Raw genomic sequence first — 18034 nt, forward strand, 5'->3', positions numbered from 1 at the left:
GCCATGTCGCGAGGATCGCAAGGCAACGGCCCGGCCCGGCAACGCGGGGCGATCGGCTTGATGGCAGCCGCCACCCTGAGTCTGGCGCTGGTGATGATGTTGCTGGTGGTCGACAGCGGTCGCTTGTACATGGAACAGCGCAAATTGCAGCGGGTGGTCGATACCGCCGCCCTCGAAGCGGTCAGTCGCGGCGGCAATTGCCTGCCCGGGCTGAGCGCCGCCAGTTATGCCGGGCAAAGTGCGCTGCGCAATGGTTACGTGGTGGATGCCGCCAATACGCTCGTCACCACTTGCGGCACGCTGGCCACCGCTGCCAGCGGTTTGCGCAGTTTCACTGTCGATGCCACGCAATCAAGCGCAGTCAAAGTCGCTGCCAGTCGTACGGTCACCAGCAGTTTTGCTGGCGGTGTGCAGGCGTTGTTCAGCGCCACGCCGGTCAGCCTCAATACCACGCTCAATGCTTCGGCAGTTGCCGCGAAACCGCAGCCGACCGTCGCCCAACTGAATATTCGCAGCACCCTCGCAAGCATCGACACGGCGCAGTCGAACATCCTCAACCCGCTGTTTTCCGGGTTGCTCGGCGGCAACGTCAACCTCACGGCGGTGGGCTGGGACGGTTTGCTGCACACCGATATCAACCTGCTCAAATACCTCGATCAACTGGCCATCGACCTCAACGTCGGCGCCGGCAACTACTCGCAGTTGCTCAACACCCAAGCGAAGGTGACGCAGTTGATTCAGGCCGCAGCGACGGTGGTGCAACTCAACGGCGCAACCGCGCAAGTGGTCACCGCGCTGGGCCAGTTGCAGGTCGCCGCGATCAACGCGGCGCCGGTCAGACTCGGCGAGATCCTGCAACTGCAGACCGGCACTACGGCGGCGGGGCTGGATGCCAATCTGCAATTGCTGCAACTGGTGCAAGGCGTGGTGCAACTGGCCAACAGCAAGAGCGCGGTGGCGGCGACCTTGCCGGTCAACGTGCTGGGGCTGGCCGGTGTCACGGTGCGGGTGAAGGTGATCGAGCCGCCGCAGTTCTCGGCGATTGGCGACCCTGCGCGGGCCAAGGCCGATCCGTTGGGGCCGGACCGGATTTATGTGCGCACGGCGCAGGTGCGCACGTTGTTGTCGGTGAATCTGCCGGTGCTCTCGGGGGTGACGGGGCTGACCAATGCGGTGCTGGGCCTGGTCGGTACGCTGACGCCGACGCTCAATGCACTGTTGAGCCTGAATCTGGTGGACACGCTCAATTCAGTGTTCTGCCTGTTGGGTGCCGGCTGCCAACAGCTCGATCCGAAGCTGCTGCCCTCACCGCAAATCGACATCGCGCTGGATGCCGGCGGGGCGAAAAGCTATGTCACCGATTACCGCTGCCCGACCGGCGATACCGACAGCAAAAGCCTGACTGCCGCCACCACGACTTCTCTGGCTGATCTCAAACTCGGCAAGATCGATCCCGTCGCCGCGTTCTCTTCAGTCGCCGAACCAACGGTGACGCCGTTGCCGCTGGTCGATCTCGGCATCATCACCTGCCACAAGATTCTCGGCATCGGCAGTTGCGATGCCGCCTCCCACGTGCAATACGGCGCGGGCGGCATCGCCCTCAAACTCGACACCAGCGTCGCGCAGACCACGCAGAATTTGCTGTTCTCCAGCACCACACCCTTCGCCACCCCGGCCAATCTGAAACTGCCGCCGAGCCTGCTGCCGGCCGCGCCGACCAGCAACATCGTCGGCAGCCTGGCAAACACGCTGTCCGGCATCAACCTGATCGTCTACAAACCCGTGGGCAGCAATCCGCTGGGCGCCATCGTCACCGGTGTGGCTTCACTGATCAGCGATGTCAGCAACCGCTTGTTGCCGGTGGTCACCGGTTTGATCAGCCCATTGCTTGATCCGCTGTTGAACAATCTGCTCAAGGGTCTGGGCATCAATCTGATGAACACCGAGGTGGGCGCCAACATGACCTGCGGGCAGACCGGCAAGGCCTATCTGGTGATCTGATCGTCGCTGGCGATCGGCAATTCGATGCAGAACCGTGCGCCCTCCGTGGAGTTGCGCACGCTCAACTGGCCGCCCATGTTGGCGATGATGCCGTAGCTCACCGACAGGCCCAGGCCGGTGCCGACGCCAATCGGCTTGGTGGTGAAGAACGGCTCGAAGATCCGCTCCAGCAAACGCGGATCGATGCCGCCGCCATTGTCCTCGACCCACAGCCGCACGCTTTCCTCGTCACGCTCGGCGTAGATTGAAATCCACGGTTTGAATGCAGGGTCGTGCTCGCGCTTGCCGAGCAGCGCGTCGCGGGCGTTGACCATCAGGTTGATCAGCACCTGCTCCAGCTGATCGACGTAGCCGCGCACTTGCGCCTCGAAGGCAGTTTCGCTGATGCGCAGATCGACACCTTTGCCTCGCATGCCCTCGGCCAGCAGTGACAGGGTGCCTTCGATGGCTTGGGCCGGGTTGAACAATTGTTGTTCGATTTCCGAGCGGCGACCGAACACACGCATGTGGTCGACCACCTTCGCTGCGCGTTGAACCTGAGCGTCGATACGGTTGAGTTTGTCGGTCAGGTAATCGACCTGCACATCACCGTTGCCGAGGCGTTTGAGCACGTTGACGATGGCCATGCGCATCACGTTCAGCGGCTGATTGATTTCGTGGGCGAGGCCGGTGGCCATTTCGCCGAGGGTGGCCATTTTCGCGCTTTGCGTGAGTTGTTGTTGCGAGCGCCGCACCTCGGTGTTGTCGCGGCCCACCGCTTGCACTTCGATCAACTGGTCGCGCTCGTCGAACACGCCGCGATCCGACCACACCCACCAGGCGTGTTCGCGTCCGGGCAATTGCAGGCTGATTTCCGCTGTACTCACTGGCTGTTCCGGCGTCAGTTGGCTCAAGCGCTGAACGAACGCTGCGCGCTGTTCTTCGGACATCCAGCCACCCAGATCAACCCCGGGCAGTTGTTCCGGGGTGCATTCCAGATAAGTCGCCAAGGGTCGGTTGCCAAAGATCAGCGTCAGGTCCGGGCGATAACGGCAGATCATCGCCGGCGAATCCTCTACCAGAATCCGGTAGCGCTCCTCGCTCTGCCGCACCTGCTCGGCGGCAAGCGTCGCTTCGGTGACATCCAGCCACAGGCCCACCGCCTCGACCGGCAGCCCGAGATCATTGCGCAGCAGTTTTGCCTCATCGAGCAGCCAGTGATACTCGCCACGGTTGTCGCGCAGGCGATAACGCGCACGCACCGAGCCTTCACGCAGCAACTGGCGGTTGCGCTGGAAATACAGTTCGCGGTCGTCGGGGTGCACGCGCTCGACCAGGGCTGTCGTGTCGCAATCTTCCAGCGTCCAGCCCAGCAAGGGTTGCAGGCTGGCGCTGAAAAACGCCGGGATCAGCGCGCCTTCTGCGTAGCGCTGCACGTAGATCACCGCCGGCGAACTGGCGATCAGATTGTCCAGCCGCGCATGGGCGGCAGCAGCCCGTTGTTGTTGATTCTGGATATCGCTGATATCGAGCATGAACCCGACCAGACGCCGATGCTCACCGGTGGCGCTGACCTGGCCCTGAATCCGATACCACGTCGCCGCTGCGCCGACCTCCGCGCGGTGCAGACGCACGCTCAGGGTCAGCGCTTCTCCTTGCAGTTGCAGGGCGCGCAAACGGCTGCGCAATTCGTCGCGATCGGCGGGATGAAACAGCGACAGCCAGTCTTCTACCGGCAGCAGGCGATCGCTGAGATTCAGTGCCGAGGCCAGCGTCGGCGCCAGCGCAATCTGCTCTTCGGCAGTGATTTCCCACCAGCCAGTGCCGAGCAGGTTTTGCAGGGAATCAAGACGCTCCATCGATTGCACATGGCGCTGCTCGCGCAAGCGGCTGAGCAGCGGTCCGGCCAGCGCACCGGCCAAGGTCAGCCAGTCGCGATCGGTCAGCCATGGCGCCACGTTGTCGACCGTGTAAAACCCGCAAAGCAGCCATGCGACCACGCCTTGATCATTGCTGTAGGGCACAGCGAACCCGTTGGCGTTGCCGAACGTGGCCTGCAATCGCGAATGTTCATAGCGGCCCTGCGGGCCGGCGAGGCGTTGCGGTGCGCTGCCGTTGAGGCTGTCCAGCGGCGTGCCCAATGGCTGGCCGTCCTCCCACAGTTGCGGGGCGTCGTGGGCACGAAACTGTTGATGAATCTGCCAGCCCTGGGCCTGTTCATCCAGCAAGGCCACGGCGAGGCAGGGGATGTGCCAGCGCTGGGCGATGGCCTGCAATTGTTCGCCAAGCACCGTCGGCAGACGCGTCAGGCTGCACGTGCGCAGGCGATCGCTGACTTGCGCGGCGAGGGCCTGGCAGGCGTCGCGGTCGCGCGCTTGCTGACGTTCGAGCAACAGGTCGGCGATGTCGAGCAGCTGCAATCGCCAGCCATCCTCCAGCGGCTGCACCCAGCCGCGCAGGTGCAGCGGCTGATCATTCAGTCCGGTGAAATCCAGATCGAGCAATTGCCCGTGCCAGTCCCGCGGCTGGCCTTCGACGCTCAGCAGGCTATGCGGCAGCAGATAGGCGCGAAGCGGCAGCGGCTGACCCTGAGGTTTGTGCTGGGCGAGCAAATGCCGCAGCGGGCCGGCGATCTGCAACACGGCGCCGTTGCCATCCAGATAAAAATGCAGGCCGATCGGCGGCGCGCCGAGGTGGTCCGGCAAGTCGTGGGCTGCGACGGGGGCGCGCTTGAGCAAGCGCCCGAAAAGCTTATCGCCGGCGGTCAAAATTGCAGGCTCGAGCGGGCGGTCAGGTGCGTCGGCAGATTAGGCACCGTGCCGATCCCGGGCAGCACCAGAAACGGCATGATCTGATTGAGCTTGCTCACCGGGTAATTGACGCTGACGGTCAGGGTGCCGGTCCCCGCGTCGTACGCCGCACTGGTGTCGGTGCCGACCACCAGATTCAAGGCCGAGGGCAGCCATTGCAGTTGTTGGGTCAGCGCAGCATTGGCGGTGTTGACCACCACCGTCGAATAGTTCGGCGTGGTCGGGTCCACCGCAACGCTGCGGCGCACCGCCTCAGCGGTGGCCTGGTTGAACGATTGCATCATCACGAAGGGCAGGCCGTAGCTGACCAGCCCGTAAAACACTGCGAAAAAGATGATGAACACCAAGGCGAATTCGATCGCCACCGCACCTTTTTGCGACCTGCGAAAGCCGTTTTTCATGCGTGCGTCTACCCTGACAGTCACTGCGTAGTATCAGCATAGAATCAATCAGGCAAAACGGACGGCTTTCAGCGGATGCAGATTTCCCTTGTTCTGATCTGGCTGGCGATCTGCGCCGCGCAAGATGCCCGGCAGCGGCGAATTTCCAACGCATTGACGTTAGGCGTGGGCGCGCTGGCGCTGGTCTGGTTGCTGGCGACCGGCAGCACCTGGCTGGGCGCCGACGCGGGGCAGGGCGGCTGGGCCTGCCTGATCGCTTTGCTGCTGACGCTGCCCGGTTATTTCATGGGCCGCATGGGCGCTGGTGATGTGAAATTAATGACAGCCCTGGGTCTTGCGACGAACGGCATATTCGTTCTTGGCGCGTTTATCGGCGCGGGCGTGGCCAGCGTGCTGTGGCTGCTGCTCGCGCCAAAAGTCTGGCCTCATATGGCTCAAGGGCTTAGAGCGCATCTGCGGCATCTGGCCCCGGACAAGTCAAAAAAGCTGCCATTTGCGCCGTTCGTGTGGGTAGGGGTAGTGCTTTCGCTGTACTGGATCACCTGATCGCGGGGTGCCACTAGTCCTATGTACATAGTCGGAAAGTGGGTCTACTTTCAATTCAGGCGAATACGCCACCAAAGTGCAGGAATCGTCAGCGTTGGCCGAGCAAATGGAGTGGTTCGTGAACAAGCCTAATTCGGTAAAAATCCTCGTGGTCGATGATCAGCCGCTGATCGTCGAAGAACTCTGTGAGTTTCTCGAGAGCAGTGGCTACCGTTGCGTGCCGTGCGACTCAAGTCTTGAAGCCATCGAGCTGTTCAGGGCGGACCCGGACATCGGTCTGGTGCTGAGTGATTTGCACATGCCGGACATGGACGGCATCGAGTTGATCCAGGCTTTGCAGCGGCTGGCCGGCAAGCAGCGGGTGTTCGAGGCGATCATGCTCACCGGGCGCGCTGACAAGCAGGATGTGATCAAGGCGTTGCGTGCGGGGATTGCCGATTACTATCAGAAGCCGATCGATCTGGCAGAGTTGCTTGAGGGTGTGCAGCGCCAGGAACTGGCTTTGCAGGAGCGGCAGAAGAATCTGCATCTGGGTCATCTGAATCAGAAGTTGCAGTTTTTGTCCGAGTCGATTGATGACCTTTATCAGGATCTGGACAAGGTGCGGCGCTCGCCTGTGCCGGTGGTGAGTGATGGTGAGCCTGAGTCTGTGGAAATGCCGGCGGTGTTCAGTCAGTTGTCGCCCCGGCAGTTGGACGTGGCGCGGTTGGTGGGCAAGGGGCAGACCAATTATCAGATTGCCTGTGAGTTGGGGATTACCGAGAACACGGTGAAGCTGTATGTGTCGCAGGTGTTGCGGTTGACGCATATGCATAATCGGACGCAGTTGGCTTTGGCCCTTTCGCCCGTTGGATCTGCTGGGCGGCAGCGGGTTACTGCGCATTGACTTGGCGGCCTTTGGGCCGACCATGCTTTGGGTGGTTGGGGTGAATATCCGTTTTTTTGGTGTCGCTGATTACGGTTCCGCCCTTACGGCGGGTCACTTTTGGCAAACGCCCCAAAAGTAACCAAAAGGTCTTCGCCCTGACGTTCGGCCCGCTCGCTGGGGCTCGGGGTTCCTTCGCTCCGGGATCGATCCTGGCGCAGCGGCTCCGGTTTGCTCCGCTGCACCTACACTCGCTGAGTACGACTGCGTCGTACGGTCGCTGCGCTCCCACGCCCGGATCAATCCCTCCACTCAGCCTGCCGACGGGCTCCCAGATCAAGATCAAAAGCTACTCGAGCTTGCGCTCATTGTTGAGTGGTGAAAAGCATGCGGTGTCTGGCTTTTGTTTTGCGCTGGATTCGCCCCTCACCCCAGCCCTCTCCCGAGGGAGAGGGAGCCGATTTGTGGGTTGTTCAAAATTTGTGTTCGACTCGGTTTTTCAGGTCGGTGTACTTCGCCCAAACAACTCGGTCGGTCCCCTCTCCCTCTGGGAGAGGGCTAGGGTGAGGGTGCTTTTGATCTGCTTCAAAATCTGTGTTCGACCCGGTATTTCAGGTCGGTGTACTTCGCCCAAACAACTCGGTCGGTCCCCTCTCCCTCTGGGAGAGGGCTAGGGTGAGGGTGCTTTTGATCTGCTTCAAAATCTGTGTTCGACTCGGTATTTCAGGTCGGTGTACTTCGCCCAAACAACTCGGTCGGTCCCCTCTCCCTCTGGGAGAGGGCTAGGGTGAGGGTGCTTTTGATCTGCTTCAAAATCTGTGTTCGACTCGGTTTTTCAGGTCGGTGTACTTCGCCCAAACAACTCGGTCGGTCCCCTCTCCCTCTGGGAGAGGGCTAGGGTGAGGGTGCTTTTGATCTGCTTCAAAATCTGCATTCGACTCGGTATTTCAGGTCGGTGTACTTCGCCCAAACAACTCGGTCGGTCCCCTCTCCCTCTGGGAGAGGGCTAGGGTGAGGGTGCTTTTGGTTTTGATTGTTTAAATCTGTGTGTGATTTGCCAGAACCTTCCCACAAGGTTTTCAGGTTGTCCGTCGGACGTCGGGTCACTAGTCTCTGGCTGTCGTCGAATCTTCGGCGATCGGGTGTGAGAACCCTGCTACTTATGGTCATCCAGTATCTGTGCACGCATAATCGCCGCCAGCTTGTCCGCTGTCTGCAATGTGTCATGGCGGCTGTGTGCGGGCAGACTTCGGTCTGGCCGGGTGTCCATAACCGGTATTCTCACCCCGCATACAGTTGCCACCTTTTGCCCCGTGAGAATGGCATTGGGTCGCACCGCAGATTTTGGAGAGCCGTTTTAATGGACAAACTGATCCCAGACCCACCCCCATCCCCCACCACCCCGCTCGAAGACGCCATGCGCGCCGACGATCTTGTGAAAAACCGCGAAGCGATAAAACGCGCGCTCGATTTCTATCTCTGCCCCGAACCCGCAAAACCGCACCCGCCCAGCGCGCTGTTCATGGTGGTGCCCAATGTCGATACCGAAAGCTTGTTGGCGCATGCCTGTGAGTCGCTGGCGTCAGCGAGTGCGATGGCGAGTAATTTCGCTGGCGAGTTGAGCGGGTTTCAGCGCAGCACGGCGTTGGCGATTCAGCAGATTGTCATGCTGGCCGAGCTAGCCGTGAATCGGGCGCTGGATCGGGTTGATCCGCAGACCTGACCTGCGACCGCGTTATCGTTCTTCGCGAGCAGGCTCGCTCCCACCGAAAGCACGCGGTCGACTGTGGGAGCGAGCCTGCTCGCGAAGGGGCCTTCAAGGGCACCACCAAACTAATTCTTGCTCTCGATCTTCCCGCCCGCATCCGGATCATAAAAATCCGGGATCTCGTACTGGTATTTCTTCAGCCAGCGCTGCATCGCCAGTTCGCGTTCGGTGGCGGTGGCGCTTTGGGGTTTGGGGGAGGCGGCTTTGTTGCGGCTTTGCAGGACCAGCCAGCCTTCGGTTTCCTGCTGCTGCGCAGAAGCAGGGCCGGCGTCGATGGCTTGGGCGCTGAGGGGCAGGGTGAGCAGGGTCAGGTAGCACAGGCCTTTGCGGATGGTCATGGCTGTCTCCTATTCGAGCGTCGGCGGTAACGGGTCGATGAAGGCGGCGACGCGGTCGCCGGTTGTGGCTTTGGTGTTGGTCGGGGCTTTGAGTTTTTCTGCGCGTTGCTGCGCTTCGGTGAATTGCTCCGGGGTCAGTTTCGAGCGGCTGACGATTTCCGCGGCTTGTGGCCAGTCGTTCTGGTAGAGCAGCAGGGTGACCATGTTCAGCGTCGCCAGTTGATTGTTCTGGCTCAGTTCGATGGCGGTGAGGAATTCGAATTTCGCTTCGTTGAGGCGCAGTTGGTTGAGGTAGACCACGCCGAGATCATTGCGGATTTTTTCGTCGGTGGGCGCCAGGCGCGCGGCGCGTTGCAGGTGGGCCTGGGCCTGGCCGTTGTCGCCACGGGCGGCGTAGACCTGGCCCAGGCCATGTTCGGCCTGGGCGGTGAGGCAGCCGCCGAGCAGGCTGCGGTAGAGCGGCTCGGCTTCGCTGCGGCCGAGCAGGCGATAAACCTTGGCTTTGCGCAGGCGCACTTCGCTGAGGTTGTCCGGCAGGCTTTGCAGGTTGGCGAGGCTGGCGTGGAGCTTGCCGTCGCTGGCCAGGTCATCGGCGAGGTTCAGCGACAGTTCCTGCTCCGAGGTCAGTTTGCTGCAGCTGGACGGCGACAGCAGCGAGGTCCACGGCGCCTGGCCATCCGTGGCGCAGCCGCTGAGCAGCAACAGACTTGCCATGACTATCAGTACTTTCATCAGACGCTCTCCATGAGCCAAGGTCAGTTTGCGAAGGCGCGGGCAATGGCGGTGAAACCCGGGCCGGCCAGTACGATCAGCAGGGCAGGAAACAGAAACAGCATCATCACCACCGACATCTTCGCGGACATTTTCGAGATGTATTCCTGCAGCCGGGTCAGGCGTCGGTCATCGAGTAATTGCTTGAGCGCCAGCAGTGATTTCATCGCGCCGCCGCCCTGGTGGATCAGTTGCTGGAGGATCACGCAGGTGTCGGTGAATTCGTCCACCGCGAGCATCACCGCAGTCTTGTTCAGCTCCTGCCCCAGCTCCAGACCCGAGTCGACGCGGCTGAGGATCAGGCGCAGTTCGCTGGTCAGTTCCGGCAGCAGTTTCTGCGCTTCGACGCTGAGCACGCGCAGCGCTTGTTCCACGGCCATGCCGGATTCGAAGAGGATGCGCAGCAGCGGAATGAACGTGGAGATTTCCACGGCGATGGTTTTCTGTCGGCGGGCGGCGGCGTAGGCGAGCAGGCGTTTGGGCAAGAGATAGCCGCCGCCCGCAGCGAACATCGGCGCCATCCAGCGGTGGCTGGTCTGCGGGAAAAACACTTCCTGCAAAAAGATCGCCAGCCCCAGAGCGAGCAGCGGCGTGCCGATCTGGCAGGCGGCGAAGAGCGCGCGTTCGTTGGCGCGGCGCCAGCCGAGGCGGCCGAGCAGGGTCTGGGTTTCGCTGTCGATGCTCACCGAGCCCCGGCCGAAACGGCTGTTGCCCAGCGCGCGCAGCCAGTGGCCGAAACGGTTCTCCCGGACCAATTGACCGTGCAAGCGCTGATGCACCTGACGCACGCGGCGGCGCTCGGTGAGCAGGTGATTGCCCAGCAATAACAGCGAACCGAGGAGCAACAGCAACGCCGCGAGCCAGACCATCTCAAACGCTCCGCAACATGCGCCACAGCGCCATACTGCCCAACACCTGCAACACGGCGGCGCTGAGCAGCATGGTCTGGCCGCTTTCGTCGTGCCACATGCCGAGCATGTAGCCGGGGTTGGTCAGCATGAAATAGCTCACCAGAATCAGCGGCAGCAAACCCAAAACCCAAGCAGTCATGCGAGTTTCCCCGGTCAGCGCGCGCAACTGCCGCGCGCCCTGGTCGCGCTCGCGGATCAGTTTGATCAGGTTCTCCAGCAGCTCACTGGCGTTGCCGCCGTAGCGGTGGTTGACCTTCAGGCCGAGGGCGAACATACGCAGTTCGTCCTGCTCGTAGAGTTCGGCAAAATCGCTGACGGCGTCAGGCAAGTTCACCCCCAGTTGCACGTTGCGCTGTACCCGGCCCATGGCCGCTTTCAAAGGGGCTTCACTGGCCTCGATGCCGCCCAGCACCGCATCGCTCAGCGTGCGCCCGGACTTGAGGCTGCGCACGGTGTGGTCGAGCAGTTGCGGCAGTTGTTCGATCATGCGACGGATCCGTTGCCGGTAGCGAATGGCGATGTACAACCGCAACGCCACGGGAGGGACGAGCAACATGATCAGCAGACCGACCCAGCTGGCGAGCAGAAATCCCAGGCCCATTGCCGCTGCCCACAGGCTCAGCCACAGACCGAAACGCTCGCTCGGCCGACCCAGTCCAGCACGTAAAAACATCCGTTCCAGTCCCACCCACCTGGCCTGCTCGACGGCCAGCTGCGGTTGTCCGGCGGCGAGTCGATTGAGGACTTTTTCCTTCGCGGTCTTGCGCAGCCCTTGCAGGAACAGATAGATCGACAGCCCCAGCAGCATCAGGCAAATGGCGATGAGAATGATCGGTCCCAGCATCTGCGCGCTCCTCGCCGTCAGCCCAGGTGAGCGTCGTGGCGCAGCTTGTCGCCGGCCGGGTTGACCGCTTCGCGCACAAAACCGAACCCCGTGCGGCGGTCGAGGCGGAACAGGGTGTTGGTGACGTAGACGTCCTCGCGAATGCCGACCACTTCCACCACTTCACTGACGCAGCGCCGGCCATCGGGCATGCGTGTCAGTTGAATGATCACGTCGAGGGCGGCGCAGATCATCTGACGCAAGGTGCGTTCGGCAATCGAGCGTCCGGTCAGGCCGACCAGAGTCTCCAGGCGCAGCAACGCGTCCTGGGCGTTGTTGGCGTGCACGGTGCTCATCGAACCGTCGTGACCGGTGTTCATCGCGGTGAGCACGTCGACCACTTCGACGCCTCGGATCTCGCCGAGGATGATCCGGTCAGGACGCATGCGCAGGGCGTTGCGAATCAGGTCGCTGGCCTTGACCTCGCCATGCCCCTCAGCGTTGGGCGGACGGGTTTCCAGACGCACCACATGCGGATGGCCGAGTTGCAGTTCGGCGACGTCTTCGATGGTCACCAGCCGTTCGTGCGGGTTGATCAACTGGCTGAGGATGTTCAGCAGCGTGGTCTTGCCGGTGCCGGTGCCGCCGCTGATCAGGATGTTGCAGCGCTTGCCCACGGCGTTCTGCAGGAATTCGAAAATCGCCAGATCGATGGTCTGCATCGCCATCAGGTCGGTGCTCTTGAGCATGTCCTTGCGGAACTTGCGGATCGACAGGCACGGGCCGTCGAGGGCAATCGGCGGGATGATCGCGTTGACCCGGCTGCCGTCCGGCAGGCGCGCATCGACCATCGGCGAGGACTCATCGAGGCGGCGCCCGAGCGGCGCAAGGATGCGTTGCATGACCCGCTCGACGTGATGCGCATCGATAAAACGCAGATCGCTTTGATGCAATACGCCGTCGCGCTCGATGAACACCCGGTGCGGGCCGTTGACCAGAATTTCCGTCACCGACGGGTCACGCAGCAGGACTTCCAGTGGGCCGAATCCGGTGAGTTCGTCGACGATTTCTTCGCCGAGGCGCTCCATTTCGTAGCGCGAGATCGCCAAGTGCAAACGCGCGATGTATTCGGCGACCTTGTCGGTGACGAACTGCGCCAGTTGCTGGCGCGAACCTTCCAGCAGGTTTTTCCCCGACTCCTCGATGGCGTCGATGATGTAGCGGTGCAGGACCAGTTTCAGGCCTTCGTGGTCGCTGTTGCCGATCGCTCCGTGCGACGTTGCGCCAAAGAGTTTTTCTGCGCTCATGAGTGGCCTCGCAGACGGTCGAACCAGGTGACTTTCGGTTTGCTCAGGCCTTCTGAGCGTTTCGCCAAGCGCTCGCCGAGGGTGCGCAGGCTCTGGGTGAGTTTCTCCCTGGGCGCCAGTTCGAACAGGCTGACGCCCTGGTTTTTCGCGTTCAGGCGCACGTCGGGACTGAACGCCAGCACGGCGATGACTTCCAGATTGAAGGTCTTGCCCAAGGTCTCGGCATCCGGCGCGACGTTGCTCAGGTAGCGATCGATCAGCAAGCGCCCGTGCTCGAGTTTCATGCCTTTTTCGCGCCACTGGTTAAGCACGGCGAGGTTGCGTCGGCAGTTGAGTACGTTCTGGTCGGTGTACCACAGCAGTTTGTCGCAATGGCTGACGAAGGTGCGCAATGCCTCACTGTCGGCCTGCCCGGTGAGGTTCACGACAATGTGCTGAAAGTGCTGGCGCAAGGCGCTGAGCAGCATGTACAGCTCGGCGGCGCTGGTGGTTTCCAGCGGCTCGTCAGTGTTGGCGTAGGCAAGAATGCGCAGGCCGTGGTCGGCGCTGGTGAAAGCGCTGTCGATCAGCGTAGCGTCGAGCCGGCGCAAATGACGCAGGGCATCGCCAAAGTGAAACGAACTCTCCAGCCCCAACAACGCCAGGCTGTCGCCACGGGGCAGGCCGAGATCGAGCAGCAAGGTTTGCTGGCCGCTCTTCTGCACCACCATGGCCATGTGATTGGCGAGCAAGGCACCGTCGGAGCTGCTCTGCACGCCGTACATCACGGTAAGCCCGCCCAGCTGCGTGTTGGGAGTGACGGCGGGCAGGCGTTTGCCCAGGCGCCGCACCAGCCCGGCGACTTCGCTTGAACGTGAGCCATAGGCGACGAAATCCCGTGCGCCGGCGCGCATCGCATTGAGTACGAGCTGATTGTCCATGCCGTCGCCGAGGGCGACGATTGCCAGCATCGGCTTGGCTTCCAGCGCACCTTCGATCAGCGCGCTCTGCGCCACGACATGCTCGCGATCGAGACCGACGAAGACCAGATTGGCGAACGTCACATCGACCAGTGCGAGCAGTTCGTCGAGGCTGCCGCCACCGGCGCTGACCACCTGGCCCAGGGGCGCGAGTGCGCTTTGCAGCCATTCCAGATCGGTGCTGTTGCGGGTGATGGCGAGGAAGGTCTGACTGAGGTTCTGGCTCATTGCGACAACCCGCTGCGCTTGTCGAAGTTGCCGTTCTCGAGGAAGAACATGCGATAGAAATTCGGGTCGTAATTGCGCAGTTTCTCGCCCGGCAACGACGGCAGTCGCGCGTCCGCCGCCAATGGCTGGACCAGGTGCGGGGTGACGATCATCAGCAGCTCGCGCTCTTCGCGTTTGATCTGCGAACCCTTGAAAAACGCCCCGAGGATGGGAATGTCGCCCAGGCCGGGAAACTTGTTCACCTGCGAACTGTTAGTGGTACTGATCAAACCGCTGATGACAAAACTTTCGCCATCACCCAGCGACACGCTGGTGTCGGTGCGGCGAATGGTCAGCGCCGGAACGGTGGTGCCGGCGATGTTCACCGCGTTGGCAAAATCCAGTTCGCTGACCTCCGGGGCGACCTTCAGCGCGATGCGATCGCGGCCGATGATGGTTGGCGTCAGGGTCAGGCGGATGCCGAATTCCTTGTACTCGATCGACACGCTGTCGCTGCCGGAGCTGGGCACCGGAATCGGGATTTCCCCGCCGGCCAGGAAGCTCGCACTCTGCCCGTTCAACGCCACCAGACTTGGTCGCGCCAGGGTGTAGGCGAAGCCGCTGGTTTCCAGGGCGTTGATGATCGCCATGGTCTTGCCGCCGACCCAGGAAAAATTGAACAGCGAGTTATCCACCGGCAGGCGCGGTTGCGGCACGCCGTCGATCGGTGGCAGCGTGCCGGGCGAACCGAACAGGAAATTGCCACGCGTGCCGATCAGCGACGCCGTGGCTTCCTTGAGTTTGGTGCGGCTGACTTCGACGAAGCGGATGTCGGTCTGCACCTGCGATGGCAGGGTCGGATCGTCCGACGGCACGCTGCTGGTCAGCGCCGTGGTCGCCGCACCCTGGACGAAGACCATGGCTTGCTGCGGCTGCGCCGAGCAGGCCGTCCAGACCATCAGGCTGGTTGCGCCGGGGCCGACGCCCGTGAGCAAAAAGGACGAACCGCCATTGGCATGCACGTCGGCAATTTTCGGGTCGCCCACTGCCAGCCGAGTGATTGCCACCGGTGACTGCATGTCCTGCTGGAAGCCTTCACCGATTTCGATCACCGAGGGCAGGCGCGGCAGTGCCGAGCAGTTGCCCACCGCCGCGAAGGCGCTGTCCATCGTCAATCCCAACAACAGCAAGGCCCGGAGCGCCGGTTTCAATGTCGGTCTGAGTCGACTCTGCATGCACGTGAATCCTTGCGCAGTCATGGGGTTTGTTGGCTGATCTGGTTGCCGCGAATGATTTCCACCGCAGGCCTGGGCGCCGCGCCGGCACTGGCGGTGGCAGGTGCTCTTTGGGCGCTGCCGAGGGCAAGTTGGGTGAACTGGAAAAGCTGGCTGTTGGCGCGATCCAGGTGCGCAGGGGACTGCGCTTCGCCGGCCCAGTATTTCGCCAGTCGTTGTTCTTCGCTGCTGCGTACCGCCAGGCGCAAAGTGCCGACTTGAGTGGCCAGCATCAGACGACTGAGCAGTTGTTCCGGCACCGCCAGCACCACGGTGCGTGCGGCGATGCGGCGCTGGTCCTGTTTGAGTTTTTCTTCGGCGCTGAGGCTCGGCGATGCCGGTTGGCCGTCGTTGGTCAGGCCGTACTGATCGCCGACCCCGAGCACGCGCAAGGCCGGAACGGCGATCTGCGCCGACTGCTGCAGATTGCTCGCGTCCTCGCGCAGATACAGCAGCACATCAACGTAATCGCCTGGCAGCAATTGCCCGGCACCACCGATCACTTCATCGACGGCCACGGTGAGCGCGCGCTCGTCGCGGCGAATCATCCGCGCCAGCGCGCCGCCGGCCTGGAAGCTTTCGTCATTGAGCCAGGTGCCAGCGCTGAGGTGGCGCCAAGGCGTGCGGCCGACTGCTTGTTCGATGCTGGTCATGCTGCCGGCCGGTGCGCTGCGCAGTTTTTCCACGGTTACATCGGCGGCGGTCAACGGCGTGAACGGCGGCACATCGTGGAGCAGCACCACCACCGGTTGGCGGGTCTGGTCTTCGGCAATCGCGACAGTCTGTTCAATGCTGACCGCTGGGGCGACGGGCGCCTCGGCGACCGGGGCTGGCTGACGACTGAGCACCAGCCCCCAGTAACCGACAAAAACCGCGCCGAGCAACAGCAACGCTGCTAGGCCCATGGTGACGCGACTGTTCATGACGGCTCTCCCTTTCCTGCTGCACAACCGACTGCATTTGCTTGTGAAAGGCGTACTGATTCGGCAGCTATGAACATGCAACTATTTCGCTATTTCCAAGCTAGCTGATCCAAGCAAAAGCGCCATTAGTGACAGGCAAAATAACCGTACCAAAGTGTGAGTCTGGCCGGTTAACAGCCGGAAATGGCCGAGACACGTTGGGATTAATGCTTTGTGATTAATGCGTTCTTACAGTTGTTGGGCGGGGGTTTGTTGACAATGCTCAGGTGGCACGGTGGAACCTTGCCGCGGTGGTGATGTCGGCGCCAGAGGCGCGAAGGAGTGGACCTATGTTTCGTATGACTTTTGATTATGTGATCGCCAAGGCTCGCGCGTTTGCCCGCAGTGAAGAGGGTGCTTCGGCGATCGAGTATGCGATTGTGGTGGCGATGGTGGCTGTGGTGGTTGTGGCGTTCGTCACTCCGCTTGGAGACAGGGTATTGGCGATCTTCAACAATATTCTGACCTCGCTCGATGGTACGGCTGTGACTCGGCCAACGCCCTGATCTTGTGAACACTGCACCTGGCTGATATCGCACTACACTGGATTTACCTTTCAGTATTCAGGTATTGCCTATGAACGCGTCTTCGTCGCCCCGCCAACAACTGCTTCTGGTTGATGATGAAGAAGACGCGTTGCTGGAGTTGGCGGAGTTGCTGGAGGGGGAGGGGTTTGTCTGTCATACCGCGACGTCGGTGAAGCTCGCGCTGCATCATCTGACCCGGCATCCGGATATTGCTTTGGTGATTACTGATCTGCGTATGCCGGAGGAGTCGGGCATGTCGCTGATCAGGCGGTTGCGTGAGCATACGTCGCGGGCGCATTTGCCGGTGATTGTGATGTCGGGGCATGCGGATATGGAGGATGTCAGCGATATGTTGCGGTTGCAGGTACTGGATCTGTTTCGCAAGCCGATTTATCACGTCAGGTTGTTGGAGACTCTCGATAATCTTTTTCCCAAGCCTAAGGTTCAGGGTGGGTGAACTCGGCGGCCTTTGGGCCGACCGTGTTGGTGGGGTTTTGGGTGAATATCCGTTGCTTCGGGTGCTGCGGCTGGCGGTTTCGCCTGACGGCGACTTACTTTTTTACAAGCGCCTAAAAAAGTAAGCAAAAAACGCTAGCTCCTGCGTTCGGCCCTCGCAGGCTCGGGTTCCTTCGCTCCGGGACTGATCCGGGCGCAGCGGCTCCGGTTTGCTTCGCTGCACCTCCTTCCGCTGTGTCTGGCTGCGCCAGACGGTCGCTACGCTCCCACGCCCGGATCAATCCCTCCGCTCAGCCTTCCGACGTCGCCGGTGGATCAAGATCAAGAGCACTCGAGCTTGCGCTCATTGTTGAGTGGTGCGGCTTCGCCGCGGGCAGCTGCGCTGCTTTGCTTTTGCTTTTGCTTTTGTGGGAGCGAGCCTGCTCGCGAAGGCGGCCTGGCAGCCGACCCATTTCTTCCTGATTTACATCAATCCTGTGGGAGCTGGCTTGCCAGCGAAGGCGGTCTGCCTGCCGACCTGTTTCTCACTGATGTACTCGATTCAAACTGTGGGAGCGAGCCTGCTCGCGAAGGCGGCCTGCCAGCCGACCAATTTCTTCCTGATGTACATCAATCCTGTGGGAGCGAGCCTGCTCGCGAAGGCGCCCTGCCAGCCACCAGTCTCTCACTGAACACCCGCGATCAAAACTGTAGGAGCGAGCCTGCTCGCGAAGGCGCCCTGCCAGCCACCAGTCTCTCACTGAACACCCGCGATCAAAACTGTAGGAGCGAGCCTGCTCGCGATAGCGCCCTGGCAGCCAACCCATTCCTGCCTGATGTACATGAATCCTGTGGGAGCTGGCTTGCCAGCGAAGGCGGCCTGCCAGCCGACCTGTCTCTCACTGATGTACTCGATTCAAACTGTGGGAGCGAGCCTGCTCGCGAAGGCGGCCTGCCAGCCGACCTGTTTCTCACTGAACACCCGCGATCAAAACTGTAGGAGCGAGCCTGCTCGCGATAGCGCCCTGGCAGCCAACCCATTCCTGCCTGATGTACATGAATCCTGTGGGAGCTGGCTTGCCAGCGATGGCGGCCAGTCAGCCAACAACGCTCTGCCTGACTCACCACCTGCGCAATCAACCTCTAGCTC

At 61.7% G+C, this 18034-nt stretch carries 17 protein-coding genes; 7 read left to right on the forward strand and 10 right to left on the reverse strand.

Annotation, left to right across the window (positions count from 1 at the left end; all coding sequences use genetic code 11):
* Window positions 1–3: 3 nt before the first annotated feature.
* Window positions 4–2001, forward strand: coding sequence for a pilus assembly protein TadG-related protein (locus tag AB9L16_RS02855; RefSeq protein ID WP_375123081.1), 1998 nt, complete (start codon window positions 4–6; stop codon window positions 1999–2001).
* Here the strand turns inward: AB9L16_RS02855 and AB9L16_RS02860 are convergent.
* Window positions 1986–4748: an ATP-binding protein gene (locus tag AB9L16_RS02860; protein ID WP_375123082.1), complete on the reverse strand. Its 2763-nt coding sequence runs from the start codon at window positions 4746–4748 to the stop codon at window positions 1986–1988. The two genes, AB9L16_RS02855 and AB9L16_RS02860, sit on opposite strands and share 16 nt — an antisense overlap.
* Window positions 4745–5191, reverse strand: a complete 447-nt coding sequence (locus AB9L16_RS02865; RefSeq protein ID WP_024011435.1) for a TadE/TadG family type IV pilus assembly protein — start codon at window positions 5189–5191, stop codon at window positions 4745–4747. Before AB9L16_RS02865 ends, AB9L16_RS02860 begins: the two co-directional genes overlap by 4 nt.
* A 75-nt stretch (window positions 5192–5266) precedes the next feature.
* Between AB9L16_RS02865 and AB9L16_RS02870 the strand changes: the two genes are divergently transcribed.
* The 3 genes from AB9L16_RS02870 (at window position 5267) to AB9L16_RS02880 (ending at window position 8325) form a co-directional block, all read left to right on the forward strand.
* The gene (locus tag AB9L16_RS02870; protein WP_150638175.1) at window positions 5267–5737 is read left to right on the forward strand and encodes a prepilin peptidase; all 471 of its coding nucleotides are present in this window, start codon (window positions 5267–5269) and stop codon (window positions 5735–5737) included.
* 106 nt (window positions 5738–5843) lie between these two features.
* The gene (locus AB9L16_RS02875) at window positions 5844–6623 is read left to right on the forward strand and encodes a response regulator (protein ID WP_370695132.1); all 780 of its coding nucleotides are present in this window, start codon (window positions 5844–5846) and stop codon (window positions 6621–6623) included.
* A gap of 1339 nt (window positions 6624–7962) precedes the next feature.
* Window positions 7963–8325 (forward strand): DUF6124 family protein, encoded by a 363-nt coding sequence (locus tag AB9L16_RS02880; RefSeq protein WP_252887265.1) that lies wholly within the window; start codon window positions 7963–7965, stop codon window positions 8323–8325.
* A gap of 110 nt (window positions 8326–8435) precedes the next feature.
* Here AB9L16_RS02880 and AB9L16_RS02885 read toward each other — a convergent pair whose 3' ends face one another.
* From AB9L16_RS02885 to cpaB, 8 genes are read right to left on the reverse strand one after another with little or no spacing between them, the layout of a single operon-like run.
* Window positions 8436–8708 carry a DUF3613 domain-containing protein gene (locus AB9L16_RS02885; RefSeq protein WP_041480652.1) on the reverse strand — a complete coding sequence of 91 codons (273 nt, stop codon included), beginning with the start codon at window positions 8706–8708 and terminating at the stop codon, window positions 8436–8438.
* A 9-nt stretch (window positions 8709–8717) separates the two neighbouring features.
* On the reverse strand, window positions 8718–9440 hold the full coding sequence (locus AB9L16_RS02890; protein ID WP_353188303.1) for a hypothetical protein: 723 nt from the start codon (window positions 9438–9440) through the stop codon (window positions 8718–8720).
* A gap of 23 nt (window positions 9441–9463) precedes the next feature.
* A complete protein-coding gene (locus AB9L16_RS02895) occupies window positions 9464–10348 on the reverse strand; it encodes a type II secretion system F family protein (protein ID WP_110647081.1) in 885 nt (294 codons plus the stop codon).
* 1 nt (window position 10349) lies between these two features.
* On the reverse strand, window positions 10350–11234 hold the full coding sequence (locus AB9L16_RS02900; protein ID WP_375123083.1) for a type II secretion system F family protein: 885 nt from the start codon (window positions 11232–11234) through the stop codon (window positions 10350–10352).
* 17 nt (window positions 11235–11251) lie between these two features.
* Window positions 11252–12520 (reverse strand): CpaF family protein, encoded by a 1269-nt coding sequence (locus AB9L16_RS02905; protein WP_041480648.1) that lies wholly within the window; start codon window positions 12518–12520, stop codon window positions 11252–11254.
* Window positions 12517–13707, reverse strand: a complete 1191-nt coding sequence (locus tag AB9L16_RS02910; RefSeq protein WP_041480647.1) for a pilus assembly protein — start codon at window positions 13705–13707, stop codon at window positions 12517–12519. Before AB9L16_RS02910 ends, AB9L16_RS02905 begins: the two co-directional genes overlap by 4 nt.
* Entirely contained in the window at window positions 13704–14921 is a 1218-nt protein-coding gene (locus AB9L16_RS02915; RefSeq protein WP_024011445.1) for a type II and III secretion system protein family protein, read from the reverse strand. Before AB9L16_RS02915 ends, AB9L16_RS02910 begins: the two co-directional genes overlap by 4 nt.
* Before the next feature lie 20 nt (window positions 14922–14941).
* The gene (gene cpaB / locus AB9L16_RS02920) at window positions 14942–15883 is read right to left on the reverse strand and encodes a Flp pilus assembly protein CpaB (RefSeq protein ID WP_375123084.1); all 942 of its coding nucleotides are present in this window, start codon (window positions 15881–15883) and stop codon (window positions 14942–14944) included.
* A 329-nt stretch (window positions 15884–16212) separates the two neighbouring features.
* Here cpaB and AB9L16_RS02925 point away from each other — a divergent pair, with 329 nt between their 5' ends.
* From AB9L16_RS02925 to AB9L16_RS02935, 3 genes are all read left to right on the forward strand, one after another.
* Window positions 16213–16428, forward strand: coding sequence for a Flp family type IVb pilin (locus tag AB9L16_RS02925; RefSeq protein ID WP_370593582.1), 216 nt, complete (start codon window positions 16213–16215; stop codon window positions 16426–16428).
* Between the two features lie 70 nt (window positions 16429–16498).
* Entirely contained in the window at window positions 16499–16906 is a 408-nt protein-coding gene (locus AB9L16_RS02930; protein ID WP_041480644.1) for a response regulator, read from the forward strand.
* Between the two features lie 355 nt (window positions 16907–17261).
* Window positions 17262–17576, forward strand: a complete 315-nt coding sequence (locus AB9L16_RS02935) for a hypothetical protein (protein WP_375123085.1) — start codon at window positions 17262–17264, stop codon at window positions 17574–17576.
* Window positions 17577–18034: the final 458 nt, after the last annotated feature.

The sequence above is a fragment of the Pseudomonas sp. LW8 genome (assembly GCF_041956865.1).
In the GTDB taxonomy this organism is placed as follows: Bacteria; Pseudomonadota; Gammaproteobacteria; order Pseudomonadales; family Pseudomonadaceae; genus Aquipseudomonas; species Aquipseudomonas siliginis.

Coding starts and splice junctions, on each gene's coding strand:
- AB9L16_RS02855 (WP_375123081.1), top strand. CDS start 4: ATGTCGCGAGGATCGCAAGGCAACGGCCCGGCCCGGCAACGCGGGGCG.
- AB9L16_RS02865 (WP_024011435.1), bottom strand. CDS start 5,191: ATGAAAAACGGCTTTCGCAGGTCGCAAAAAGGTGCGGTGGCGATCGAA.
- AB9L16_RS02870 (WP_150638175.1), top strand. CDS start 5,267: ATGCAGATTTCCCTTGTTCTGATCTGGCTGGCGATCTGCGCCGCGCAA.
- AB9L16_RS02875 (WP_370695132.1), top strand. CDS start 5,844: ATGGAGTGGTTCGTGAACAAGCCTAATTCGGTAAAAATCCTCGTGGTC.
- AB9L16_RS02880 (WP_252887265.1), top strand. CDS start 7,963: ATGGACAAACTGATCCCAGACCCACCCCCATCCCCCACCACCCCGCTC.
- AB9L16_RS02885 (WP_041480652.1), bottom strand. CDS start 8,708: ATGACCATCCGCAAAGGCCTGTGCTACCTGACCCTGCTCACCCTGCCC.
- AB9L16_RS02890 (WP_353188303.1), bottom strand. CDS start 9,440: ATGAAAGTACTGATAGTCATGGCAAGTCTGTTGCTGCTCAGCGGCTGC.
- AB9L16_RS02895 (WP_110647081.1), bottom strand. CDS start 10,348: ATGGTCTGGCTCGCGGCGTTGCTGTTGCTCCTCGGTTCGCTGTTATTG.
- AB9L16_RS02900 (WP_375123083.1), bottom strand. CDS start 11,234: ATGCTGGGACCGATCATTCTCATCGCCATTTGCCTGATGCTGCTGGGG.
- AB9L16_RS02905 (WP_041480648.1), bottom strand. CDS start 12,520: ATGAGCGCAGAAAAACTCTTTGGCGCAACGTCGCACGGAGCGATCGGC.
- AB9L16_RS02910 (WP_041480647.1), bottom strand. CDS start 13,707: ATGAGCCAGAACCTCAGTCAGACCTTCCTCGCCATCACCCGCAACAGC.
- AB9L16_RS02915 (WP_024011445.1), bottom strand. CDS start 14,921: ATGCAGAGTCGACTCAGACCGACATTGAAACCGGCGCTCCGGGCCTTG.
- cpaB (WP_375123084.1), bottom strand. CDS start 15,883: ATGAACAGTCGCGTCACCATGGGCCTAGCAGCGTTGCTGTTGCTCGGC.
- AB9L16_RS02925 (WP_370593582.1), top strand. CDS start 16,213: ATGTTTCGTATGACTTTTGATTATGTGATCGCCAAGGCTCGCGCGTTT.
- AB9L16_RS02930 (WP_041480644.1), top strand. CDS start 16,499: ATGAACGCGTCTTCGTCGCCCCGCCAACAACTGCTTCTGGTTGATGAT.